The following is a 22,173-nucleotide window of genomic DNA, read 5'->3' as shown; positions in this document are numbered from 1 at the left end:
TTTTACTTTTTTTGAGACCTGACATTATGACCGCACCATATAAAAAACCTGACTCTAGCTCCGCCTTAACTCCGCCTTAGCTCCGCTGTCAGTATACTCACGATCACTAACCTTAAACCAACCCATATGCCGCTAGTAAAAAATGCCCTTACCCGTTACCTTCTTATTAATGAATGTCTTACTAATCCAAGAAAGCGATACTGGACGATCGAGGAGATCATGGAAAAAGCCGAGAAGCGTGATATTATCGTATCGAAACGGACTTTTGAGATGGATTTTGCGGCAATGCGCTATGACGAACGGCTGAATTACCACGCGCCCATTCTTTATTGCAAAAGGAACAAAGGATTCTACTATTCAGACCCAGATTACTCCATTGAAAAATTACCGCTTTCAGATAATGACATTGAAACCTTTGGGCTTATCGTAGAATCGTTCCAACGGTTTAGAGGTGCACAGGTGCTCGACCAACTTGAGGGTATGTTTGACAAACTTGGAAAAGTCGCGGGCCAACTAAAGGAGAAAAAAACCAAGTTACCTTATTCCCCAATTGTCTTTGAGAGGATTCCATATTGCAAGGGCATAGAACATTTCGATAAGCTGTACCAGGCGATTCTCCGCCAGAAACCTGTCACAATACGCTATAGAAAATTTGAGCACTTGACGGGGAAGGAGCATACGTTTCATCCGTATTTATTGAAAGAATATAAATTCCGCTGGTATCTTCTTGGTTATAGTGAAAACCGTAGGGGCAAACTCATCCTTGCCCTGGATCGCGTTGAAGATGTTACCTCCGCTAAGGTATCGTTCAAACCCTATAAAGGGGCTGATATCGAACGATACTTTTATCATACGATTGGCGTAACGATAAACAACAATCCAGTGCAAGAAGTAATGCTGTGGTTTTCGCCATCACAGGGAAATTACGTTAAAACACAGCATCTACACGCCACACAAGAAATAGTGAGTGACACACCGCAAGGCATGACCGTCAGGCTGCAATTGATCCCGAACTACGAGTTATTACAAACATTACTGGCTTTTGGTCCGGAGGTAAAAGTACTTGAGCCGTTGAGCTTAAAAGATGATTTGAAAGAGATGTTGGCTAAGAGCCTGAGGTTGTATGAACAGAGTTGATTCATTTCAAGTAGAATCTGCTAAGCTTAGCATAGGTTCCAACGTGCCATGTGAAATGAAAAGTATTGGCCGGTTAGGGTTAGGTCTATTGTTTTCCATTTTTTATCCTATCCTGGAACATCAAATACATCATTCGTATGAACGTAGGATGATATTCATGTCGACAGTGTGCAGCGTTTAAAAGTGGATCGATTTCGCGTGTACAGAAGGATAGAAAATCTGTGACCGGCTTTGGTTTGGAAGTGATAGGCCGCGAACGCTCATAAATATATTGGTAACAAGCGATGCGCCATTCCTTAGAGTAGCCAAACTTGGTTTCGAGATAATCCCATATTTTGTCGAAATCTTTTTCTTGCAGCACGTTTTCAACACTTGGATTGCGACCCATATAGTTACTTTTATAGCTCTGACAAAACTTCGTCCGTATTTAATTTTTCGTATTCATGAAGCTTAAGAACGTCTTCGACGTTTGTTTCAGCTTCTTTGGTGGTGATTAACTTTGATATTGTATTAGCTTTCATAAGGTCAGCTTTGAATGGCTGACACAATGCTAGCACATCATCTTTTGAAAGACTTCTATTCAACCAATCTTTTTCGTACTCCTTCGGTATGAACACCGGCATTCGTTTTCCGTTGTTGTGAACGTATTCCATCAGAGAATTTGCAGCTGTAGTAATAACGGTGTAGCTATAATAGTATTCACCAGTGGTTGGATCTTTCCATCGACTATACAGACCGGCGGCAGACATGATGGTTCCTTGCTTAAAAGAAACGTAGTAGGGAATTTTCACTTTTCCTTTTTCGTCCAACCATCGCCACTCATAAAACCCTGTTATCGGAATTAAACATCGTTGGCCATTTTTTGCAGCATCACGAAAAGAAGGTTTATCGTCGTTATACATTTCTTCCGACTTACAATTAACGGTGCTACGTCTAAGGTCCATTGCCTTAGCTTTGTCTTTGTAGTAAAATGGAACCAGCCCCCACTTAAAAAATTTAAACTCATCAGGCGCGCCAGCTGTTATTATCGGAGATGGCAAATAGTCGAACGCATTTTCATGATATCGCTTATAGTGCGTATCCGTAAAACTGTTAATTATTTTTTGAAGCCATTTTAATTCCTTGATTTCCTCCTTTTGATACGGTGCTTCTTTTTCATTCCTTGACATTAGAATTGAAAACCGTTCTTTTACTAAATTCAATTCTTCGTTAATGGAATTAAATGCAGCGGAATAGTGATCCATCAAGTTATCGTATTGAGCTACTAGGGATTTGTGGTTACACATAGAGAATCCGTATCGTCAAATTTAACAATGATTGTTTTGAAATAACCGCCTCACAATTATAAAGTTTTCAAAAAAAGAGCGGTTAATTCAGGCTTGATACTCTTATAAAAATTATAAGCAAGTACACAAATTATGCAAAAAAAAATCGGCTGAATGTGAGGCCACCTGAATATTAAAAATCATACAATGAAATTTAGCATAAGTGTTATTTGCGTAGTAATCGCCTCTGGATGTGGGAAGTCGCAACGGCTAAGTGAAAAAAGTCAAATTAATCCCGGTTCATCGATTGTATACGCCGACGAAATTGCCCTTATAAACGTTGGAAAATTAGACCGGTGTGGGATTGGAGAACTTGTCGCCACATTATCGAGATGTAAGCCAAAGGTTATTGGAATTAATCTGATGCTTAGGAATGAAAACAATTTTATGTGTGACTCAATTTTAACACAGTCCATGATTGAGGCCGATAATGTAATTCTTTCTGAAGGTTTTGTGGAGGGGAAACATGTTGAAACGGCCAAAAAGTTTTCTGACGCTGCATATTTGGTTGGTGTTATGGGGCTTAGCCAGCGTGACGATGGGCTAACTAACAGCTATTATAGACAAATAGACTTTAGAGGAAAATGGGAATATAGTTTTCCGTTTTTACTAGCACTCACTCACGATAAAAATAGGGGTTCGGAACTGGCGGCAAAAACAGGGCCACAAGACTATCCCTTGGTTCTCCATGAAGCCCGGCGCTTTAAAATGCTTGAACACGATTCAAGTGAACTTATAAGTAATTGTGAAATGATTCATGGGAGGATAGTAATAATCGGATACCTTGGCCCTGACAGCGTAGATATATACACGGTAAAGAACTCCCTCGGAGAGGACGTTAAGATTTATGGGACGACATTGATTGCTAATGCTATAATTGATATTCTCAAAGATTTGGATCAATGACAATTCAATTTAAAAAAACCTAACGTATTATTATATCGAAAGGAGCTCGGCTTCCAATTGAAATTCTCTACTAAGGTGAGTATGAGCCAAAAATTTAACTGGTGTCGTTTTCGAAAGCATTGTGGAAAACAATTTTATATTTGTTTGGCAAAAGGTTCTGACGCGTTCAAACGGAATTACTTATGAGTCATTCAGATTTTCAAAGTTCCAGCAAAACAAATAGTTTTTCCGACCAGTCGAATATTGTCAAAGTAATAGACGAAGAGGCACTTATCAGGAAGTTTTTTGAATCTGACCCGAAGCAGGGCTGCAAGGTATTATTTCAAAAATATTATAAGATCCTTTGTAGTCACGCCGTTCGTTTTGTCTACTCAAAAGAAATCGCGGAAGACATTGTTTCAGAAATCTTCTGCAAGTTTTGGAGCGAACAACATTATTTAAAGGTGAACTTATCTTACCGTGCTTATCTTTTCAAGGCCGTCAGGTATAGCGCCTATAATTACATTCGGTGGGAGCTCAGTAAACGTAAAAATGATGTTGACTTTGCCGATCTGGAAGAGCAGTTTAAGTCTCTTCGACCAGAGGATACGATGTTAATTGATGAGCTGTCCGAGGAAATCAACAGGACCATCGATAACCTCCCTGCGCAATGTAAAAAAGTTTTTATGCTCAGCAGGTTTGAAAACCTGAAGTATTCGGAGATCGCAGCTCAACTTGGAATTTCCATAAAAGCTGTCGAAGCGCATATTAGTAAAGCACTGGACACCCTTCGAACAAAACTCAAAAGCAGCGATCTGCTTACCCTCTTTTTTCTCGCCTACCTGTCCGGAAATTAATTTCTAAAATTTTTTACCAACTCCGACATAGGGTATGATAGCCTGCACTTGTCTATGGGATACAAACCATAGTCAGGATGAAAGAAGTTGTTACCGAAAGAATCTTAAACGCCTATTTTGAGAACAGAGCCACGCCGCATGAAAAGGTGATGATCAAAAAGTGGCTTCAAGAGGAGGGGAGCGAAGAAATTTTCTACCAGCATCTGGCAGCCTGGGAAGCAAAGCACCTACAGTATACGCCCAACGAAGATAAAGCAAATGCTACATTCAGAAGGTTCCTCGATTCAGAAACCGTTGATCGATCAGGTCAACGACAACAACGACCTGCCCGCAAGTTATTTTCAAAAACGCCTTACTTAAGATACACGGGTATTGCTGCATCGATCCTGATATTCATGTCATTTGCGGTCTATTTTTTTAGTGACCAAATCTTCTACGACACCTATGTCACTGCTTATGGGATGACTAAAAATATTTTGCTGGAGGACGGAAGCGAGGTAACCCTGAATGCCAATTCCACCTTAAAGGTCCCGAAAAGTTTAGGTACTACTCAGTTTCGCGAAGTGTGGCTGGAAGGTGAAGGATTTTTTTCGATCGCGAAAAAGCCAAACCATGTTCGATTCCTGGTTCACGCTAATAACGTTGATGTAGAAGTCCTGGGAACGAAGTTCAATGTAAACAACAGGCGAGGTAATACGGAAGTGGTGCTGAGCGAAGGAAGTGTAAGGCTAACGTCAGATCTTCACGCGAAAGACGATGCTGTCTTGTATATGAAGCCAGGTGACATGGTTTCAATATCTCAAAAGGACACCATCTTCAAACGCAAAGTCGTGGCTCCCGAAAGGTACAGTGCGTGGCAATCGAACAAGCTGGTATTTGAGGACACGCCGCTGTATGAGGTAGCACAGAAAATTGAAGATTACTACGGTGTTCAGATCGTGATTCAAGACAAGGCAATTGCTGATCGTCAGCTCACAGGAACATTGCCTAACAACGATCTGGGTATTGTTTTAAAGTCGCTTAGTGCATCCCATAATCTCGACATTCATCGAGAGGAGAACCAAATCATATTCAGGTAAAAAAAACTTACGACCTAAACATTGCTATGAAAATACTTTTACAAAACTTTGTCATCCGGGCAGCTTTACTCGTGCTACTTTTCTCAAGCACTGCTGCATCTGCACAGATAACTGCTTCCCTTTTGAGTCAGAGCCGTGCAAGTCAATCGACAAAAACACTCGATCGTTCAAAAGACAATCCAAAATCCCTAAGGCCTCTTAAAGGCTTTTTGTCGGCTGTTGAAAAAACTTTTCAGGTCCACTTCACTTTTGAAAGCTCGGTTGTGAAAGATAAAAAGATTGGCGACGACGTTGAGATCCGGAACAGCCTGGAAGAAACTTTAAAAAATGCGCTCCATCCACTCAAGCTTCGGTATTACAAGGTGTCCGACAAATACTATACGATTTTTAAGGCGGAAGATTCGCACAAGTACGAAAAAAAATCAGATGATACTTCGGACATCGTGGGTGATACGGTGAGCCAGGTGAGGCCTCGCCACGAGAATGAACCGGCAACGGTATCGGTGGTTGCGGCTATCCAAATTACGGGAAAGGTTATTGATGAAACCGGCGAAGGAATGCCAGGCGTAAATGTCATCGAAAAGGGTACCTCCAACGGTACGGTTACCGACAATCTTGGCAGTTATTCGCTCACTGTTACGGACGAAAATGCAGTGCTTGTCGTAAGCTTCGTTGGCTATCGTAATGTCGAGGAAGTTGTGGGCAACAGAACGGAAATTACAACACAGCTAAACCCCGATGTGCAAACGCTTCAAGAGGTTGTTGTTGTAGGATACAGTACACAAGAGCGGAAAAATGTTACGGCAGCGGTTAGCACGATTAACCCCGGCCAACTTGAAAACAGGCCCGTTACAAACATGTACCAGGCATTACAGGGGCTTGCTCCCAATCTCATCATTCAACAGAATGTAGCGGAACCAGGAAGCGTGCAAACTCTTAATATCCGTGGCGTTGGAAGTTTTACTGATAATTCACCGCTAATTATTGTTGACGGTGTCAATGTAGGTTCACTGGGATTGAACTACCTGAACCCAAATGACGTGGAGAGCATCACGGTATTGAAAGATGCTGCGTCTTCGGCAATTTATGGATCGCAGGCGGCGAACGGTGTCATTTATGTTGTTACTAAAAGTGGCAAGAGAGATGAACAGATGAGCATCAATTATAATGGGATGTTTGGACTTCAGTCTCCGACCACGACGCCAAAGGCGGTGGAAGGATGGGAGTTTATGACGCTGAAGAATGAAGCGCTTAACAATTCCAATTTACCGCCGCAGTTCACACCACGACAAATCGCTGATCAACGGGCAGCAGGATCCTATCCCTGGGCGTATGATGAGTTCGTCAATAACGTGGTGCCTCAGCAAAATCAAAATCTTAGTATAACGGGAGGCAGTAAGAACACAAGTTACCTGCTTTCTGCCGGATACATGAATCAACAAAGCATGTTTAACGGTGACTATATACCGCGTGATAAGCGTTTTTACTATAAGCGATATAATTTCAGGACCAACATCTCTACACAACTTAATAAATTGATCAAGACTGATCTCAACGTTGCCTATACCCATGGCGTTAACAGGAACCATCCGTTTTCAACAGGTATCATGGTCAGGGATGCGATGCGCACGCCACGCATCTACCCGATAGTGGATGAAGCAGGAAATTTTGTTGTTCCACCGTTGACCAGCAACAGTGTTTTTGCGCAGCTTTCCAACGGGGGTTTTAAAAGCACGCAATCCAATAATCTTCTTGGCGTATTAAACGTAACGGTAACGCCGATCGAAAATTTGCGACTTAACGTCAACACTTCAGCTAACTATTCATTCTACAATGAAGAACTTCAGGTTCGCGAATTTACGTATGCACCTCAATACACCACGGCCGCACCACCACAATTCAATGAACAGCGGAAGTCAAACTGGAGCGACCTTACACGAACTTTTTTCGCGACGCTGGAGTATGAAAAAAAATTCGGTGATCACAACGGCAAGGTGCTGGTGGGATACCGGAGTGATTACGTATCGAATTATTCGTTCGTGTCTGCGTATAGAGTCAACGGTACTGTGCTCGACGACGATTATATCATTGGAGGTGATTTCACCAGAGATCAAAATGGAAATATTACAGGCAACATCACCAACTATAACGGGATCACCAATCCTGAAAGGAAGACTATCAATTCTGTGTTTGGCCGCGTTAACTATGCTTTCCGTGATAAGTACCTTGCGGAATTTACCTGGCGGTATGATGGCGCTTCAGTGCTGGCGCCCGATAACCGTTGGTTCTTTTTTCCCGCTGTTTCTCTGGGGTGGCGTGTAACAGAGGAGAACTTTTTGAAGCCTTTTAGAGATAACGTGGGCGAAGTGAAGCTACGTTACTCCATTGGTCAGGTGGGTAACTCAAATATTGGCGGGTTTAATTATTTGTCACGAGTGATTTACGATCCGGCAGATGACCAATTTTACCAGGCGCAATACAGCTTTAATAACACTGCTACCCAAGGTGTCTTATTTTCTCCAGTGAATCCTGAGCTCGAGTGGGAAAGATCAACGATGGCCAACTATGGCATCGATGTAAATCTCTTCGACAACAGCCTTTCCCTTTCTTTCGACTACTTTAACAAAGACACGGATGGAATTTATTTCACACCCTCTGTTCCGGGTACTTTGGGATTAAGCTCGCCCATTCAAAACTTCGCAAAAGTAAAAAATGTGGGGTGGGAGTTTATGCTAAACTGGAGAACAACCACCGGTGATGTTAACCATACCGTTGGATTCAATGTGGCGGATAACACCAATAAAGTTATTCGCGTAGGGGAAGAACAGATTCTCGGTTCTGATTTCAACTACATCATCAAAGAAGGATTTCCTATTTCGTCGTATTACCTTTATAAGTCCGATGGGTTGTACCAGAATTTGGATGATCTTGAAAACGCTCCAAGCGTTCCGTTCGCATACAATCAGCGTGTGAACCCTGGCGATGTTCGCTATATCGATAAAAATTCCGATGGTGTAATTGACGGTAACGATCGTTACATTCTAGGTAATCCATTTCCACGGTTTACGTTCGGTTTTAATTATAGCGCCACATGGAAAAATTTTGATTTCCAGATGTTGTGGCAAGGTGTTGGCAAAAGAGTTCAATACCTGCGAGGCGATATTGTTGAAGCGTTTCACAATAACGAAGAGCACGCTTTTGTACAACACAAAGATCGTTGGACACCCACTAATCCGGATGCAACATACCCTCGTTTGACGGCAAGCACGTCTACTAACTCAAACAATACAGCCTATTCCGATTACTGGTTGTTTGACACAAAATACCTCCGTTTAAAAAATTTGCAGATAGGATACTCGTTGCCACAATCGTGGATCAGCAAAGCTGGCATTCAAAGCTTGAGGATTTATTTTTCAGCGCAAAACCTGGTAACGTTTTCGCCAAAGCGCTTTAGAAAAATAGGCATCGATGCAGAGTTTACGCAGTTTGATAATAAGCTCAATTTTTCAAACTATGACCCGATTGCAGGCAGAAATTATCCGAATGCAAAAGTCCTTGCTGCTGGTATTGACATAAAATTCTAACCCTTGACGCAAATTTTATGAAACGAATATTTACAATAGCTATAATGGTTGCGGGCCTTCTCTCCTGCGAGGACGTTGACCAACCAATCACAAGGGAATTCACTGAATCTTCTTTTTGGAAGACTGAGAAAGATGCGTTGGACGCGCTGACTGCATGTTATGAAAACATGTACACGGCGGATTACTTCTTCGCCAACGACGCATTAAGCGACAATGCCTATAACAAATCAAACTCGTTTGATGGCGTCGGACAGATTGCAAGCGGCGGTTATGATGCGCGGACGGCACGTGTGGTGAACGAATGGAATTTTCATTACGCGGCCATACGAAAGTGTAATATCGTCATTGAAAATGTCGATCGTATTTCAGGATCAACGCCTGAAATGATCAATCGCATAAAAGCGGAGGCGCGCTTCATTCGTGCATTTTCGCTTTTTCACCTGGCAACATGGTATGGTGACGTTCCACTGGTAACGAATGTATTAACGCTTTCGGAAGCAACATCACTTCAAAGAACGGCCGCAAGCGACGTAATTGCTTTTGTACGAGATGAATTGAATGATATCCAACAGCATCTCCCGGTTTCTTATGGGGAGGCAGACCGGGGCCGGATTACGAAGGCAGCAGCCATCGGCATCCGCGCACGTGTAAATCTTTACACGGGAAACTGGAACGACGTTGTCATTGATTGTGAAAAACTCATTAACTCTACAGAGAACGGGGCTTTTGCTCTTTATGACAATTACGAAGCCTTATTTACGGTAGGTGCTGAATATAACGATGAAATTATTCTTGACCTGCAATTCGGAGGTGCAAGGCTGCAAAGCATACAACGATTCTTTTTGCCACAAACCGTAGGGAAGCTCCGGTCTAACCTCGTGCCTACCAAGTCACTGGTAGATGACTATATCATGACTAACGGTAAGGCTATCAGTGATGCGGGTTCCGGATTTGATGAAAGCGACCCTTATGCAAACCGTGACCCACGATTGGAAGCGACGATTGTTCATCACAACTCGGAAATTGTGGACTTCGATGGCAGCACGCAAACTATTCTTACCGAGCCAGGGGCTGACCCCATTACCAATACCATCGAAGACCAGGGCGCTTCTGCTACAGGTTTCTATTTCAGAAAGTATTATGACCGAACAGCAACGAACTATAATTCCAGTGTCAATTTGATTCTCCTGCGATACGCTGATGTGCTGCTGATGTATGCAGAAGCTAAGAATGAGTTGAATCAATTTTCAACCGAGGTCTGGGACAAAACAATTAAGCCCATTCGACAACGCGCCGGATTCACTGAACCGTCTGCACTGGACTTTGACCCAGCGCTCTTGCAAGAATCCCTGCGTGAAGTTATTCGGCGCGAGCGGCGTTCTGAGCTTGCATTCGAAGGCCTTAGAGTTTTCGACATCCGTCGCTGGCAAATCGCAGATCAGGTATTGAATCAACCGGTTAAGGGAATTAAAGTGTCTGGTCAATTTCCACAAGACGAGCATGGATATTTGATCGTCGAGCAACGGACTTTTCAAGCGCCAAAACATTACCTCTGGCCAATACCACAGTCTGAAGTAGATCAAAACAACAACTTGAATCCAAATAACCCTGGATGGTAAGAACATCTCAAGCTTTAAATCCCAACCCTATGAAATATTTACAAAATCTTTTCTTCTATAGTTCTCTTTGTTTGCTCATAACAATAATCGGATGTGATGACGAAGAAGACCTGAATCTTAATCTTACAGAGGTTCAAAATCTTCTCGCTCCTGAAGACAACGTTTCAATTGCATTGAAGCCTTCACAAAATATCTCTACCGATTTTCAATGGGATCGCGCGAGGGCAGAGGATGGCTCCCTGGTTTTGTATGAAGTTGTGTTTGACCAGGTGGACGGTGATTTTTCTGCGCCGTTTTATTCAACCCTTTCCAATGGAAAAGGCGTTGAAAATAAACTAACGCTTTCTCACGCCGACCTCAATTCAATTGCATCTATGGGTGGTGCTGATTTTTTTGAAAAGAAAAAATTCAAGTGGACGGTGCTTGCGTCAAAAGGGAGTAACATTAAAATCACACCGACATCAAAAATAATTGAGTTGGAAAGACCGGGCGGATTCGCTGTGCTTCCCTCAGCATTATACATCACAGGAACTGCAACAGAAGGTGGGGATGATGTTTCGCAAGCTTTAAAAATGAAACAAACAGCACCAGGAAAGTTTGAGATCTATACGAAGCTTGCGCCTGGTAACTACAAATTCCTTGATGGATTGTCGGGTAGTGCGAGAACATTTTTTATAACTGAAGAAGATGGGCAGAAGGTTGTCGGGACCGACAGTGAAACCACCTATTCGGGTACAGAAAAAGTTTACCGGATAAGGGTTGACTTCAATGCTATTTCCGCTAGGATCGATGAGGTGAAGTCTGTCGGTTTTTGGTATTGTTGGGAAAATAAAGTTTTGTATGACCTGAACTATGATGGCGGCGGTATCTGGCGAATCAATGGCGTTACCGTTACATTAAGCTCCGTTCCCTGGGGTCTGGAAGAGCGGCATAAATACAAAGTTGTGTTGAACGATGGCACAGCGGACTTCGAAGAATGGTGGGGTTATCAGACCGATGACAGTCCTGGCCAGGACGGAAAATACGGCAGTGCCGATCCATCCTACTTTCACGCCTACCTGATTGAAAATAACGATCAATGGAATCATGCATGGAAACTGGACCGAACGGCGATCCAGGGGAAAGTCGCTGACTTTGCATTAAAATTTACAACGGAGGAGCCATATGCCAGCGAGTATGTTATCCATTGATGATACGCTGACATACGCTGGTATGGGGGAAATCTTATGAAAATCAAGTTGCACGTGTACACACTTTTCATTTTTAATATACTGCTTTGCCTGTCCTGCCTGGAGCCGGAGAAAGATGAGGCGACTCCGGGCTCCGGATCGAATACATACAAATTTCAATGGACTGCCATTGCTGACAGCAGTATTACGTCCCTCAATCATAATTTCTGGAATGGCGGGAAGTATTACCAGAACGCCAGTCCGGGGGATGGACAGTTTCACTACTGGCCCCAGGCGCACGCTCTGGACGTGCTGGTCGATGCTTACCTCCGAACCAGCAATAGGCAATACGTTGAATACATGGATGAATGGTTCGTTGGCGTAAAAGCAAAAAATGGCGACACATTTTTAAATGAATTTTACGATGATATGGAATGGAACGCGTTGGCGATGCTGCGTGCCTATGAAGCTACTGACGATGCAAAATGGTTGGAAGCTTCCAAAATATTATGGAACGATATTAAGACCGGATGGAACGAAACCATGGGCGGAGGTATAGCCTGGCGAAAATCGCAGCTTGGTTATAAAAATACGCCTGCGAATGCACCAGCATGTATTCTCGCGGCGCGGCTTTTTAATGAAACCGAAAATGCAGACTACCTCACGTGGGCTAAGAAAATTTATGACTGGCAGAAGGCTACCCTCGTAAACAAAACGTCAGGACTGGTTTATGATGGCATCAACGGTAACGGTGACGGTAAACTGCAAGACGATCCGGGCTGGAGCTTTGCTTATAACCAGGGCACATTTATTGGTGCCGCCCTTACGCTGTTTACCATTACCAAGGACAATACGTATTTGCAGGATGCACTCAAAACGGCGAACAATATGATCGCCGACCCGATAATGTCTCCATCGGGCATTATGCGCCCAAGCGACAATGGTGATGGTGGTTTGTTCAACGGCATCGGTGTACGCTACCTCACGTTGCTAACATTGAATACCAATATTCCGCTGGGTGCACGTGACAACTACATCGCTTATCTGAAAAAGAATGCAGAAACGTTGTGGCTGAAAGGCACAGAGCGCCCTAAAGTTATTTTTAATCATAATTGGACCATGCTTCCGGGCACAACAGGTTACTTGAATCCACAGCTGAGCGGATGCATGTTGATGGAAGCTATGGCCTTACTGAACAGCAAGTCCTTGTTGAAAGATTAATTTGGGCGATTTGGAGTCGGCTTACTCTTTCGAGCCGACTCTTTTTTTGATGCGGGTCTTAATCACTCGCCGAAATAGTAGAATGCGTTTTCATGATATCGCTTAGCGCATCCGTAAAACTGTTAATAATTTTTTGAAGCCATTTCAATTCCTTGATTTTCACTTTTTTTGATAAGGGCTATCTCATTTTTAGACACGAATTGAAAAAGCGTTCTTTTATTTAAATTCAATTCTTCGTTGGAGAACGGAAAAACAAAGGCAATCCCGTTGAAATCAAGCTTTTCGTTCATTATTTTGTATTGTTCACGGCCCGTGAACAATAAAATTTAGTGAACATGAAAGAAGGTTTAGCATACTCGCTAAAACGCGGATCATAAAATAAATGAATGGCTTCTGAACTCATAAGAAGTCTTGGTTAAGACCATCCGTCAGGCACTAAAAATGTTTCTCATGATCCACGTCATCATGCAAATACCTAAATCTTTTAGTCATTAAATCAAGAAGTGCTTCAAACTCTACAAAGTGAGCCTTGTATTCCAGTTTGTACGATTGTAGCACAGGGACAATAGAAAGATGGAATTGCTGTTCCAGATTAGGAATCGAAAATTCTTCCGCTGGAATATTCATAAATCTTGCATGTCGGGCTGCACCACGCCCACCATTATTGATTTTTTGCAAATCCATAAAGTAGTTGGCCTGGCTTACAACATTAATTTTGTTAAATTGATAACCTAAACTGGTCGTTGTCTGAACGACAAGACCTTCAAAAAATGCATCTTTGAAGTAATTATTGAAGAAGTTGAGCCGCGTTAGCAATAAGCTTGCGAATGGTAGGACAAAGCGAGAACACCCGAGTGCCTCGGATTTAACCAATTACCCTTGGATACCCCAGCTTTCCCTATTCTCAGTTCATGGACAATTGATTGTAGAATACATGGTAGAATCATAATGCAAAGAATGGTTTTGAAATGAAGGCGCAAATGAAGTTACCTTTCGCGGCAAGTTAGAACCACGTTGTGTTGAAATGTTACAGTGGAATAACTATGTAATTGCATGATGGCAAGATTTTTCAAGATGTTAAATTATTCTAATAATTTTCCTCGGCTACGGAAATATCTCTTATACGCAATAGGAGAAATTTTACTTGTAATGATTGGCATATTGTTGGCCATGCAGGTAAATAATTGGAATGAAAAAGCAAAACAACAAAGGCTGGAAAGGAAAATCTTGAATGAAGTCAAAGTAAATCTGAATTTAGATTTGGACGACATCCAATCAAATATCCTATTCAATAGTGAAATTATTAATGCTAACAGTATAGTGCTAAGTCACATTGATAACCAAATTCCTTTCCATGATTCACTGCAATTTTACCTTGCCAATCTATTGGGGAACACCAGACTTTTAACGAATACATCTGCCTACGAGAACTTGAAATCCGTTGGCCTAGACATAATAAGCAATGATACACTAAGGACAATGATAACCAATTTACATTCGACTAAATATGGTGGCTTAATAGGGTTTGAGCGAGGCGTTGTTGAGAAATTTTATATCGATCAACTCCTCCCATACACGAGAAAGCAAATCCGCATCGTCGTTATGTGGGAAAGAGCTTACCCATTTGATACAAAAAATCTGATGAGTGATAGAGAGTTCGCTGAACTGCTTCGCATATACATTGTAATGAGGCGTTTACTTCTTCAAAACTATGAAGATACGAAACAGTATTTATTGGAGTTGACCAAACGAATAGATAAGGAATTGCACAAGGAGTAGCTTCCGCCTTCTGTGCAGAAACTAAAAAAAGAGCCAGCCATACCTACGGCAACGAAAACATCTTAAACCAGATGTCAAATATTCTTTTACCCCTATGGATTGCGTTACGATCCACCTAAATACGAGCTTGTGTGGATGTTTTGAAAATAAAGTCTAAGGTACTAGATTACTGGAGTGAGTATGACACCGAGAATCATAACAAGCTAGGAATATGTCTTAGCTTCATTACATCTTACGATCGTTTAACCACAAGTCTCTTCCGTGTAAAAATGAACAATGTCATGGCAGAAGATTGGTAACTAACAGCTTACCCGTCCACGCAGGCTTTGCAAATTTTATCGTTCTCCTGGCCATGAAGGAACAACTACTTGATGGAAAGGTGCCATGTGCTTCTAATTACTTCTGATTTGCCTTGGAAGAAAAGCAATTTGTGATAATTGTTTTTAAGTTCCTCAGAATCCAGCCTTTCAAATACTTCCTCCGGAACCGTCAGTGCTTTAAGCATCTGTGTTCTTGACAAATTCTGCTAACACAAATTCCAACAGTTTCTCACAATGCAAGAGTTTGGCCAGTATATCTTGTTTTAACTCAATATGCAGCGGTGCTTTTTCTATCTTCTCAGTTTCATTGAGAATTGAATGTAGAAGGCCTTGTTGAGTCATGACGCAAAAATAATGGTTTGAAAAGACAATGCGAACTAAGTTTTAGTGATCCTTCAAAAGGAATCGCAGGATCCAAATTCAAGGAGGTGTATTGAAAACCTTAAATAAATCTTGTCTGGTTTTCCTGATATAGAAAGACCTCTTCCAAGGCCCGTCTTAAAAAGTTCCCATAGGAGTTTACAAATGGTTTCAGGAAAATTTCAGCAAAGGACAGTCACAAACCGCGTAGTACACTATACCATTTGTCTGGCTCTCCTGCTGTCAGAACATGCGTTGGAAAATAGTCGAACGCATTTTCGTAGTACCTTTCATATTCCGTATCGTTGTTATAAGCACTCAGGAAGCGTTGATACCAGCGCATTTCTTTAAGTTCTTCCTTGGTCAGATTAGCAGGGAGAGCATTCTTTTCATTATACCGTAGCATTTGCACCCCAAGCTCGGTAGAATTTTCCAATCCGATAGCTTTGAGCGCATCATCTCTCTTGAGCATTATACTGAACTTCTCTTTGATCAAATCAACTTCTTCAGTAATGGAAGCAAACGAGGCGTCATAGTGCGAACAACTTGTCTCTTAAAATTCCCTGCATCTCTTTGTCCACCTTCGTATAAAACTTAAATTGAAGGTAAGTTGGCAAGTCGCTGAGGATACCCATAACTAATGTTGATCGGTGCTCAGACAAGATTTCCTGGATTCGAAAAAGGGTAACACGCTCATCGCCCTCTTCAATGTGCTTTACGGTGCTCGCGATTCTGACGGATTTCATAAAACTAAATACTTTAGTGTTAATGTAAATGTAAATAACTAATATCGTTAGTTTTATTTATATCTTGCATTTTGTTATAATCGATTGATTTTCAGCCTAAAATTTAAACGAATAATGAAAGATTCGATCTTGAGAAGCACGGCCGAGATCTCAATGCTAGAGGAAAAGTCCGAGAACTCAATTCGAATTCTTAGTCGAGAATTGGATCATTTTCTCGACAATAAAGATTATCGTAGGAGATGTCTCGGTGAAGTTCAGAAAGGAAGAATTCAACTTAGGGGTATGCTTGAGGAAGCGCGGAAAACTATACTTTTCAACAAGGAAGATGTAATTCTTTGGTTAAGTAAAGTAAAGCAGGATGCTACTGCTGAAACGGACCTTATTTTCATTAAGCATCACGCAACTCTCCTAGGGAGTGATAACCAAATTGACTTTGAACGAATCGGTTTACTCGCTGGAATTTTTGATGAAGCAGAAAGATTTTTATTGAACATTATTGCAATTGAACCGCTGGATATACATAAGCCACATTATCAAATTCTTGACAGGTTAGAACAGCTTGATGAATTTTATATTAAGACTGACAACATTCCGGGATATTATAGTGTTCAAATTGACGAGAAAGGCGCGAAGCATGTATACGAAATAAAAAGTTTAAATGATTATTGGCGCGATTATCTTTCTCTTAAGGACAAGCACAAAGTAACTAGTAGTTTCGGTGATACTCGGTATTTGTTAAACCAATATCATTTCGAGTTCAGATGGGAGTTGATCAAGATACGACCACGCGAAGAAATTAACTACTTCCTAGATTTCCATCTTAAGAAATACAAAGGGGAAGCAATCGATTTTTTAAATCATGTTGAATATCGAGTACTGCCGGAATTGCCAGGGGTAGCACATAGCGATTATCCGATTTATCAGTTATTGATAAAAGAATGGTTAAAAACTAAAAGAAATTTACTTAACAGAGCTGGAGAAGAATATCTTTTAGAAGCTGTTGGAAGTGTTTCTGCAACCTTCCTAAATAATGTTTCTGAGTATCGAAAAATGTCTGACGAAAACAAATACAATATTCAAATTTCTAGTTTTTTGAATGAGAGGTTTAGTGCTAAAAGTTGGACGGCAAAAGACCAGTCAATGGGCGGGAGTACGCAGAGCGACAGCAAAATGAAACATGCTGGCGTAGCATTTCGTGACATTGTGATTTGTAATGAAAGCAATAACCATGTTTCGTCAATTGAGTGCTTTCGTATCAGATCTGTTCCAAGTGAAGTTGAAAATGATTTGATAATCAAGGACCATCTCACGAAGATATTTGTAAACGAGCCAATCGGTGTCAGTCCATTATTCATTATTGTTTATTGTGAGACGAAATCATTTAATCTAACATGGAATAAGTATCTGGAGTATATCGAGAAGATTGATTTTTCAGAGTACCTGATTTCACAGATTGATACAGGCGTATCCCAGATACCTCCACGAGCAAATATTAAAATAGCCAGGGTGACCCATGTAAGGGAGACAAATGAGATCAATGTGTATCACGTTTTTATAAATATGTTTCCAGAAAATTAAAATGCTCATGCATAATTATAAACCTTTGGCACTTCAAATAGCAGAATCTGCTAAAATGTGGAACTCTCAGATGGCGATTCTCCGATCTCCATTAATGGAACTTACTCGTAGTTGGCAACAGCAAATGAAGCCAATATCAATTCAAATTAACAAGGCAATGAGTGGTCACCGTGCGATGTTACAGAGTATCACGTTCGGAAATGATTTTGCTAAAATGATGAAGCCCACGATATCTGCGCTGTCTGAGTTCAATACAACTATGAAATTGTTGTCAGACCGGATGAAAGTCGCTGACAATTTTAAAGTGCATTTCCCATCTCCACTCATTGAATCTTTTAAACATAACTCCATAGCAATCGCTCTACAAGCTTCAAGATTGGGGCAATTCGATGAATATGAGTCCAGTAGTGATTTTGCGGACACAGTGTCTGTATTAGGTAATGATATGATCACCGATGGTAAGATTTCGACCAAACAGTTAGATGCAATTGCAGAAGTACTTGAAAAAATTGAAGCAACTCTCAGCGCATTAGAATCTGGAATTAAAGATCCTAGTATTAGACTTCTTTCTCTTGAGAACGTCAAATTCTATCTCGAAATTATTGTTGCATTTGTATTGTTTATAATTCCGTACATGAGCCAGTTAGAATCTGACGAAAAGCTTAAGGTAATCGATGAAAATCAAAATGAAATATTAGAGGAACAAAGTACCTTGAATGAAAAGCTGGATGGCATAACAGAGCGGCTTGATAGCATTGCAACCGAAATGGCTGCGCAGAGTAAGCATTTTTGTACCAGAAGTACTTATCTGCGAGCTAAGCCCAATACTAAATCACTGAGAATCGTTCTAATCTCAAGTTTTGAATCTGTTATCGTTCTTGAAAATAGTAATGCAAAGTGGCACAAATGGATGCTCGTAAAATACATAGACCTGGCTGATAATTCAGTGAAGACCGGATGGGTTCAGAAGAAATACTTTGTAACAAAGTGATCAACCAGTAATGAGAATTTACCTAGATAGTTGTGTGTATCAAGATTTTAAAAGAAACGGAGGGGAGGAGCTTCTTGCGCTAACTTTGAATAGCAAAAATGATAATATCTATTGCTACTCGGAGGCTCATATTTATGACTTAGTTAGAGATAAGTCAGATGAGAAGTTTAGAGATATGGAATTGATTGAGAAGGTTGCCGATAAGAACTGCTACCATTATGACAAAAAGATTGAGTTTAACTACTATTCTCCAACCCAGTATTACAATCGCTTCGAATGGGATTCGTCAGTAGACATATTTGGTGATGTATTCACCCGTTCGCTCCTCGATTTTTTAAAGTTCATTCCGATTGATTTTAAGCAATACATTAAGCTTGATCAGATCCCAGCAGATTGCCCTCCCGACTTTATTTCTCTCTTAGAACAGCCATCCAATCTCTACGATTTTTGTATGAGCTTCTTAAATTTTTCCGAAGAATTGAGCGAGGACAAGAAAAAGTTCAAAGATTTTGTGAGATACCTCCATGGCAATTCTTTAACAGGAAAAATCTACGAAGGATTGGGTATAAAAGGATTTGATGGACAAACAATCACCAATAAGACTGACTTTAAGGATACTTATTTAGATTTTCAGGCTAAACAATCGGTCGATAAGAGTATGAATTCGGTTTTCGCTAACATGTATAATGGCCTAGAGATGTTCGGGATTGTAAAAGGCAAACCTCGAAAACAGCAAATGATGAACATGGTGAATGATGGCAAGCACGCCTATTTCGGTACGTTTTGTGATATGGTTGTTTCCAGTGATGAGGATTTTATTAAGAAAACAAAATTCTTGTACGACATATTTGATATCGGTACTAAGGTGCTTTCAACCGATGAGTTTCTCCTATATCTGAAGTATTCGGTTCCTAGAAATACAGTCGAGGAATGTATTAAAATAATCAATCAAGTCGAGTGGAATAAAATGCAAAGAACAGTCTATAACAACGAGGATTGCTTAGTGAGTACCCTGCAACCGCGATTTTACGGCTATTTCAACAGGCTGATATTTTTACCCGGAGAAGAGTCCGATAATTTTTATTTTTTGCGAGAAAGTGTCAATTGGTCTACTGGAACCCTGGCCAAAGAGATTGAGTATGTTACCAATCTTTTGTCTAGAGAACTAGGTCCGGATTCTAATGGGAACGAGCTCTTTGATGGAAGTGAATTTGAAAGCGAGAATTGGAAGGGCCGGGCGTGGATTAAGTCCACTTCATTTATTGTATTGAAATATAGAGAAGGACTGACGTTGCGTTTTGGTTTTGTGCATGAGCACGTGGAGTGCAATGGACAGGATAACGAAAATAGCAATTCAAATTAATCGCGGCTAATTTCGATTTTCAGTCGAACGACGTGGTGTACGGGCGCTAATCTGTTGCGAATCAGAAGTCCATTTTCCCACCATTATCATAATAATTAAATTCTGGCGCTAACCTACTTCCGGGTGGCAAATGCTGAGTCTTGTCAAAAGACTACGGCATAAAATTCAATGAGCCTTCGGCATCGTGTTGTTTCAAATTTATTCCGTTTCCTTTTGACAAGACGGCCACCCTTCGTTCCAGGTGCACCATAATTTAAATCTTATGATTATGGAAAGCACAAATGAAAAAACATTCTTCGAAGTATCCGAGATTCAGCTATCGTACAAGTCAAAAGTTAAGGCTTCGTTACGTCCTAAGATTTCATCATCAAGAGATGCGGAAAATATTCTTCGGCAATATTGGAATGAAGATCTTCTTGAACTTCAGGAAGAATTTAAAATTATGCTCCTTAACCGTTACAATAAAGTCATCGGAATCTTTACGGTTTCATCCGGAGGAATGGCGGGTACAGTTGCTGATCCAAAACTCATTTTTGGATGTGCACTTAAAGCTGCGGCCCGCGGGATAAGTCTTGCACATAATCATCCGTCAGGTGCTTTGCAACCTAGTCATGCAGATATTGAGTTGACGAAGAAACTAGGCAACGCAGGGAAGCTTTTAGATATTCAAGTTTTAGATCACATTATTCTTACCAGTGAAGCATATTATTCATTCGCTGACGAAGGGCTCTTGTAGCCCCTTCAATAAACCTCATGGAATTTCCTCGTGAGGATAGCTAGAATTTGTCTGCTCTCATACATTAAACAGCATTGGAGCTCATTTTGACCACCAGGGTTTCCAGAAATTTCGCTCCTTCTGCTCGTAGTAATAAACGTCATTTTGAACACGCAGATTCTCAATATCCACGCCGGCTAGTAATTCCTCATTTCCTTTTGGGAAAGTCGGGTCATACCAATCGGCGCTCTTTTTTGCCCAGGTGATCCAGGACTTTACGTCTTCAGTAAGATTATTATTTTCTGTTGCCTTCGACTCCACCTCGTCCACGTAGTTTCGAATCATTGTTGAAAGCGCAAATTGATGAGATCCAAACAAGAGCTCCCTGAATCGTGCAAGTTCTCGCTTCTGATAGGCTTCACGTTCACGTTTTATCCTTTCCTTTTTAGCTTGTTCTTCCTGGTGAATTCTCCATCGCTCGCGTTGATCTTTTTGTTCTCGCGCTATTTCATCAAGATCGTTAAGTATGGAAAATATTTACTGCTCAAGGGTTCCTTTCTTTGCACCATCTTTCCACTCTTTAGCCCTTGTTGATCTACCTTCCCTTTTGAGATACAGTACTCCGGTAGGATGCAAGTCCCTAGAGGGGTGTCCATAGTTATCAATGAACTCGACGCGTCGGTTTTTCTCACCGACACTAATCTCGAATCTTTCTCCGGAAACAACCACATAAGTCTGACGCTGTTCCACGATCAGTTGGTGCCCTTTAAACCGTAAACCTTTCAAAAGCAGATCCATAATATTGAGGGCACGCGGTAACATTTCTGGTGAAACATAAACAGCAAGCAGCTTTGATTGGTCGAAGTAGGCAGCTCGTTGCTCCCAAACCTTGTTAACACCTTCTTTTGTACTTAGCACTAATTTTTCGAACGAATAATCCTTGAGTTCAGGACTGCCGGGATTGATTTGGTCCTGGAGCGCCTTTACGTTTGTCGATGATCGAGACTGTTGGTAACATCATCTCTCTTGTAAAGAATAACTTGGTATGTGCCGAAGAATTTTTCAGGCAACGGCAGAATCCTGACCGTCTTTCCTTCGGCCAGTCTTTTCCAGTATGCCTTGTCGGGAAAGGGACATTCAACCTGCGACAAATTTTTTCTAACCCATCCTCATCCAAATCGTACTGCAGACAAAATTTCTTTGGTGGGAGTTTTCCAAATTGCTGTATGGAGTTCATTTCGACTGATTTTGACCGCTTCCATTTTTCTTTTTTTTCACCCAAGATAGTACGGAGCCGGAATAATGACGGTCAAATGGTGTGATCCGGACAGGATCACACAATGGGCTTCGGGATGCAGAAAGATCACCAATAGGCTAGAGGGGTTACAGACTAGGTGCAGCTTGCGAATTAGATTAATTAGTCTGAACTAAAATCGACCTTGTCT

At 41.2% G+C, this 22,173-nt stretch carries 22 protein-coding genes; 13 read left to right on the top strand and 9 right to left on the bottom strand.

Annotated elements, in window-relative coordinates; translation table 11 throughout:
* Nucleotides 1-126: 126 nt before the first annotated feature.
* Nucleotides 127-1,137, top strand: coding sequence for a WYL domain-containing protein (locus tag P2W71_RS25945; protein ID WP_276374339.1), 1,011 nt, complete (start codon nt 127-129; stop codon nt 1,135-1,137).
* Between the two features lie 85 nt (nt 1,138-1,222).
* Here the strand turns inward: P2W71_RS25945 and P2W71_RS25940 are convergent, their stop codons facing one another.
* Together P2W71_RS25940 and P2W71_RS25935 are read right to left on the bottom strand one after the other, a co-directional pair.
* Nucleotides 1,223-1,525, bottom strand: coding sequence for a hypothetical protein (locus P2W71_RS25940; protein ID WP_276374338.1), 303 nt, complete (start codon nt 1,523-1,525; stop codon nt 1,223-1,225).
* Nucleotides 1,526-1,535: 10 nt separating this feature from the next.
* The gene (locus P2W71_RS25935; protein WP_276374337.1) at nt 1,536-2,381 is read right to left on the bottom strand and encodes an SOS response-associated peptidase; all 846 of its coding nucleotides are present in this window, start codon (nt 2,379-2,381) and stop codon (nt 1,536-1,538) included.
* A gap of 228 nt (nt 2,382-2,609) precedes the next feature.
* On the opposite strand from P2W71_RS25935, the gene P2W71_RS25930 reads away from it, so the two are divergent.
* The 7 genes from P2W71_RS25930 (at nt 2,610) to P2W71_RS25900 (ending at nt 12,876) form a co-directional block, all read left to right on the top strand.
* Complete coding sequence (locus P2W71_RS25930; protein WP_276374336.1) at nt 2,610-3,368, top strand: CHASE2 domain-containing protein; 759 nt, start codon at nt 2,610-2,612, stop codon at nt 3,366-3,368.
* 182 nt (nt 3,369-3,550) lie between these two features.
* The gene (locus tag P2W71_RS25925) at nt 3,551-4,204 is read left to right on the top strand and encodes an RNA polymerase sigma-70 factor (protein WP_276374335.1); all 654 of its coding nucleotides are present in this window, start codon (nt 3,551-3,553) and stop codon (nt 4,202-4,204) included.
* Nucleotides 4,205-4,281: 77 nt separating this feature from the next.
* Complete coding sequence (locus P2W71_RS25920) at nt 4,282-5,283, top strand: FecR domain-containing protein (protein WP_276374334.1); 1,002 nt, start codon at nt 4,282-4,284, stop codon at nt 5,281-5,283.
* Between the two features lie 26 nt (nt 5,284-5,309).
* The gene (locus P2W71_RS25915; protein WP_276374333.1) at nt 5,310-8,867 is read left to right on the top strand and encodes a TonB-dependent receptor; all 3,558 of its coding nucleotides are present in this window, start codon (nt 5,310-5,312) and stop codon (nt 8,865-8,867) included.
* A gap of 17 nt (nt 8,868-8,884) precedes the next feature.
* Nucleotides 8,885-10,486: a RagB/SusD family nutrient uptake outer membrane protein gene (locus P2W71_RS25910; protein ID WP_276374332.1), complete on the top strand. Its 1,602-nt coding sequence runs from the start codon at nt 8,885-8,887 to the stop codon at nt 10,484-10,486.
* Nucleotides 10,487-10,515: 29 nt separating this feature from the next.
* Nucleotides 10,516-11,676 carry a SusE domain-containing protein gene (locus P2W71_RS25905; RefSeq protein WP_276374331.1) on the top strand — a complete coding sequence of 387 codons (1,161 nt, stop codon included), beginning with the start codon at nt 10,516-10,518 and terminating at the stop codon, nt 11,674-11,676.
* 36 nt (nt 11,677-11,712) lie between these two features.
* Nucleotides 11,713-12,876 carry a glycoside hydrolase family 76 protein gene (locus P2W71_RS25900; protein ID WP_276374330.1) on the top strand — a complete coding sequence of 388 codons (1,164 nt, stop codon included), beginning with the start codon at nt 11,713-11,715 and terminating at the stop codon, nt 12,874-12,876.
* 122 nt (nt 12,877-12,998) lie between these two features.
* Here the strand turns inward: P2W71_RS25900 and P2W71_RS25895 are convergent, their stop codons facing one another.
* Nucleotides 12,999-13,166 carry a hypothetical protein gene (locus tag P2W71_RS25895; protein ID WP_276374329.1) on the bottom strand — a complete coding sequence of 56 codons (168 nt, stop codon included), beginning with the start codon at nt 13,164-13,166 and terminating at the stop codon, nt 12,999-13,001.
* 145 nt (nt 13,167-13,311) lie between these two features.
* The gene (locus P2W71_RS25890) at nt 13,312-13,692 is read right to left on the bottom strand and encodes a hypothetical protein (protein WP_276374328.1); all 381 of its coding nucleotides are present in this window, start codon (nt 13,690-13,692) and stop codon (nt 13,312-13,314) included.
* Between the two features lie 237 nt (nt 13,693-13,929).
* Between P2W71_RS25890 and P2W71_RS25885 the strand changes: the two genes are divergently transcribed.
* Entirely contained in the window at nt 13,930-14,655 is a 726-nt protein-coding gene (locus P2W71_RS25885; protein ID WP_276374327.1) for a DUF6090 family protein, read from the top strand.
* Between the two features lie 876 nt (nt 14,656-15,531).
* Here P2W71_RS25885 and P2W71_RS25880 read toward each other — a convergent pair.
* Together P2W71_RS25880 and P2W71_RS25875 are read right to left on the bottom strand one after the other, a co-directional pair.
* The gene (locus P2W71_RS25880) at nt 15,532-15,807 is read right to left on the bottom strand and encodes a hypothetical protein (RefSeq protein ID WP_276374326.1); all 276 of its coding nucleotides are present in this window, start codon (nt 15,805-15,807) and stop codon (nt 15,532-15,534) included.
* A gap of 58 nt (nt 15,808-15,865) precedes the next feature.
* On the bottom strand, nt 15,866-16,081 hold the full coding sequence (locus P2W71_RS25875) for a hypothetical protein (RefSeq protein WP_276374325.1): 216 nt from the start codon (nt 16,079-16,081) through the stop codon (nt 15,866-15,868).
* A gap of 114 nt (nt 16,082-16,195) precedes the next feature.
* Here P2W71_RS25875 and P2W71_RS25870 point away from each other — a divergent pair, with 114 nt between their 5' ends.
* The 4 genes from P2W71_RS25870 to P2W71_RS25855 all read left to right on the top strand — a co-directional run bounded on the left by P2W71_RS25870 (nt 16,196) and on the right by P2W71_RS25855 (nt 20,749).
* The gene (locus P2W71_RS25870; RefSeq protein ID WP_276374324.1) at nt 16,196-17,659 is read left to right on the top strand and encodes a hypothetical protein; all 1,464 of its coding nucleotides are present in this window, start codon (nt 16,196-16,198) and stop codon (nt 17,657-17,659) included.
* A gap of 7 nt (nt 17,660-17,666) precedes the next feature.
* Nucleotides 17,667-18,650 (top strand): SH3 domain-containing protein, encoded by a 984-nt coding sequence (locus P2W71_RS25865; protein WP_276374322.1) that lies wholly within the window; start codon nt 17,667-17,669, stop codon nt 18,648-18,650.
* A gap of 10 nt (nt 18,651-18,660) precedes the next feature.
* Nucleotides 18,661-20,013, top strand: a complete 1,353-nt coding sequence (locus tag P2W71_RS25860) for a hypothetical protein (protein WP_276374321.1) — start codon at nt 18,661-18,663, stop codon at nt 20,011-20,013.
* Between the two features lie 268 nt (nt 20,014-20,281).
* Nucleotides 20,282-20,749, top strand: coding sequence for a JAB domain-containing protein (locus tag P2W71_RS25855; protein ID WP_276374320.1), 468 nt, complete (start codon nt 20,282-20,284; stop codon nt 20,747-20,749).
* An 81-nt stretch (nt 20,750-20,830) separates the two neighbouring features.
* Here the strand turns inward: P2W71_RS25855 and P2W71_RS25850 are convergent, their stop codons facing one another.
* From P2W71_RS25850 to P2W71_RS25840, 3 genes are all read right to left on the bottom strand, one after another.
* Nucleotides 20,831-21,073: a hypothetical protein gene (locus tag P2W71_RS25850; RefSeq protein WP_276374319.1), complete on the bottom strand. Its 243-nt coding sequence runs from the start codon at nt 21,071-21,073 to the stop codon at nt 20,831-20,833.
* 192 nt (nt 21,074-21,265) lie between these two features.
* Nucleotides 21,266-21,646, bottom strand: a complete 381-nt coding sequence (locus tag P2W71_RS25845; RefSeq protein ID WP_276374318.1) for a hypothetical protein — start codon at nt 21,644-21,646, stop codon at nt 21,266-21,268.
* 28 nt (nt 21,647-21,674) lie between these two features.
* On the bottom strand, nt 21,675-21,965 hold the full coding sequence (locus P2W71_RS25840; RefSeq protein WP_276374317.1) for a hypothetical protein: 291 nt from the start codon (nt 21,963-21,965) through the stop codon (nt 21,675-21,677).
* Between the last annotated feature and the right edge of the window lie 208 nt (nt 21,966-22,173).

The sequence above is a fragment of the Chryseolinea sp. H1M3-3 genome, assembly GCF_029360725.1.
Taxonomy (GTDB): Bacteria; Bacteroidota; Bacteroidia; order Cytophagales; family Cyclobacteriaceae; genus Chryseolinea.
This window is presented reverse-complemented; position numbering and strand designations above follow the sequence as displayed.

What these genes read in the sequence shown, in the direction of transcription:
- P2W71_RS25900 (WP_276374330.1), top strand. Translation starts at nt 11,713, where the DNA reads ATGAAAATCAAGTTGCACGTGTACACACTTTTCATTTTTAATATACTG.
- P2W71_RS25840 (WP_276374317.1), bottom strand. Translation starts at nt 21,965, where the DNA reads ATGAACTCCATACAGCAATTTGGAAAACTCCCACCAAAGAAATTTTGT.
- P2W71_RS25935 (WP_276374337.1), bottom strand. Translation starts at nt 2,381, where the DNA reads ATGGATCACTATTCCGCTGCATTTAATTCCATTAACGAAGAATTGAAT.
- P2W71_RS25910 (WP_276374332.1), top strand. Translation starts at nt 8,885, where the DNA reads ATGAAACGAATATTTACAATAGCTATAATGGTTGCGGGCCTTCTCTCC.
- P2W71_RS25895 (WP_276374329.1), bottom strand. Translation starts at nt 13,166, where the DNA reads ATGAACGAAAAGCTTGATTTCAACGGGATTGCCTTTGTTTTTCCGTTC.
- P2W71_RS25885 (WP_276374327.1), top strand. Translation starts at nt 13,930, where the DNA reads ATGATGGCAAGATTTTTCAAGATGTTAAATTATTCTAATAATTTTCCT.
- P2W71_RS25855 (WP_276374320.1), top strand. Translation starts at nt 20,282, where the DNA reads ATGGAAAGCACAAATGAAAAAACATTCTTCGAAGTATCCGAGATTCAG.
- P2W71_RS25880 (WP_276374326.1), bottom strand. Translation starts at nt 15,807, where the DNA reads ATGCTCAAGAGAGATGATGCGCTCAAAGCTATCGGATTGGAAAATTCT.
- P2W71_RS25860 (WP_276374321.1), top strand. Translation starts at nt 18,661, where the DNA reads ATGAGAATTTACCTAGATAGTTGTGTGTATCAAGATTTTAAAAGAAAC.
- P2W71_RS25920 (WP_276374334.1), top strand. Translation starts at nt 4,282, where the DNA reads ATGAAAGAAGTTGTTACCGAAAGAATCTTAAACGCCTATTTTGAGAAC.
- P2W71_RS25925 (WP_276374335.1), top strand. Translation starts at nt 3,551, where the DNA reads ATGAGTCATTCAGATTTTCAAAGTTCCAGCAAAACAAATAGTTTTTCC.
- P2W71_RS25865 (WP_276374322.1), top strand. Translation starts at nt 17,667, where the DNA reads ATGCATAATTATAAACCTTTGGCACTTCAAATAGCAGAATCTGCTAAA.
- P2W71_RS25930 (WP_276374336.1), top strand. Translation starts at nt 2,610, where the DNA reads ATGAAATTTAGCATAAGTGTTATTTGCGTAGTAATCGCCTCTGGATGT.
- P2W71_RS25870 (WP_276374324.1), top strand. Translation starts at nt 16,196, where the DNA reads ATGAAAGATTCGATCTTGAGAAGCACGGCCGAGATCTCAATGCTAGAG.
- P2W71_RS25850 (WP_276374319.1), bottom strand. Translation starts at nt 21,073, where the DNA reads ATGATTCGAAACTACGTGGACGAGGTGGAGTCGAAGGCAACAGAAAAT.
- P2W71_RS25940 (WP_276374338.1), bottom strand. Translation starts at nt 1,525, where the DNA reads ATGGGTCGCAATCCAAGTGTTGAAAACGTGCTGCAAGAAAAAGATTTC.
- P2W71_RS25875 (WP_276374325.1), bottom strand. Translation starts at nt 16,081, where the DNA reads ATGAAATCCGTCAGAATCGCGAGCACCGTAAAGCACATTGAAGAGGGC.
- P2W71_RS25915 (WP_276374333.1), top strand. Translation starts at nt 5,310, where the DNA reads ATGAAAATACTTTTACAAAACTTTGTCATCCGGGCAGCTTTACTCGTG.
- P2W71_RS25905 (WP_276374331.1), top strand. Translation starts at nt 10,516, where the DNA reads ATGAAATATTTACAAAATCTTTTCTTCTATAGTTCTCTTTGTTTGCTC.
- P2W71_RS25945 (WP_276374339.1), top strand. Translation starts at nt 127, where the DNA reads ATGCCGCTAGTAAAAAATGCCCTTACCCGTTACCTTCTTATTAATGAA.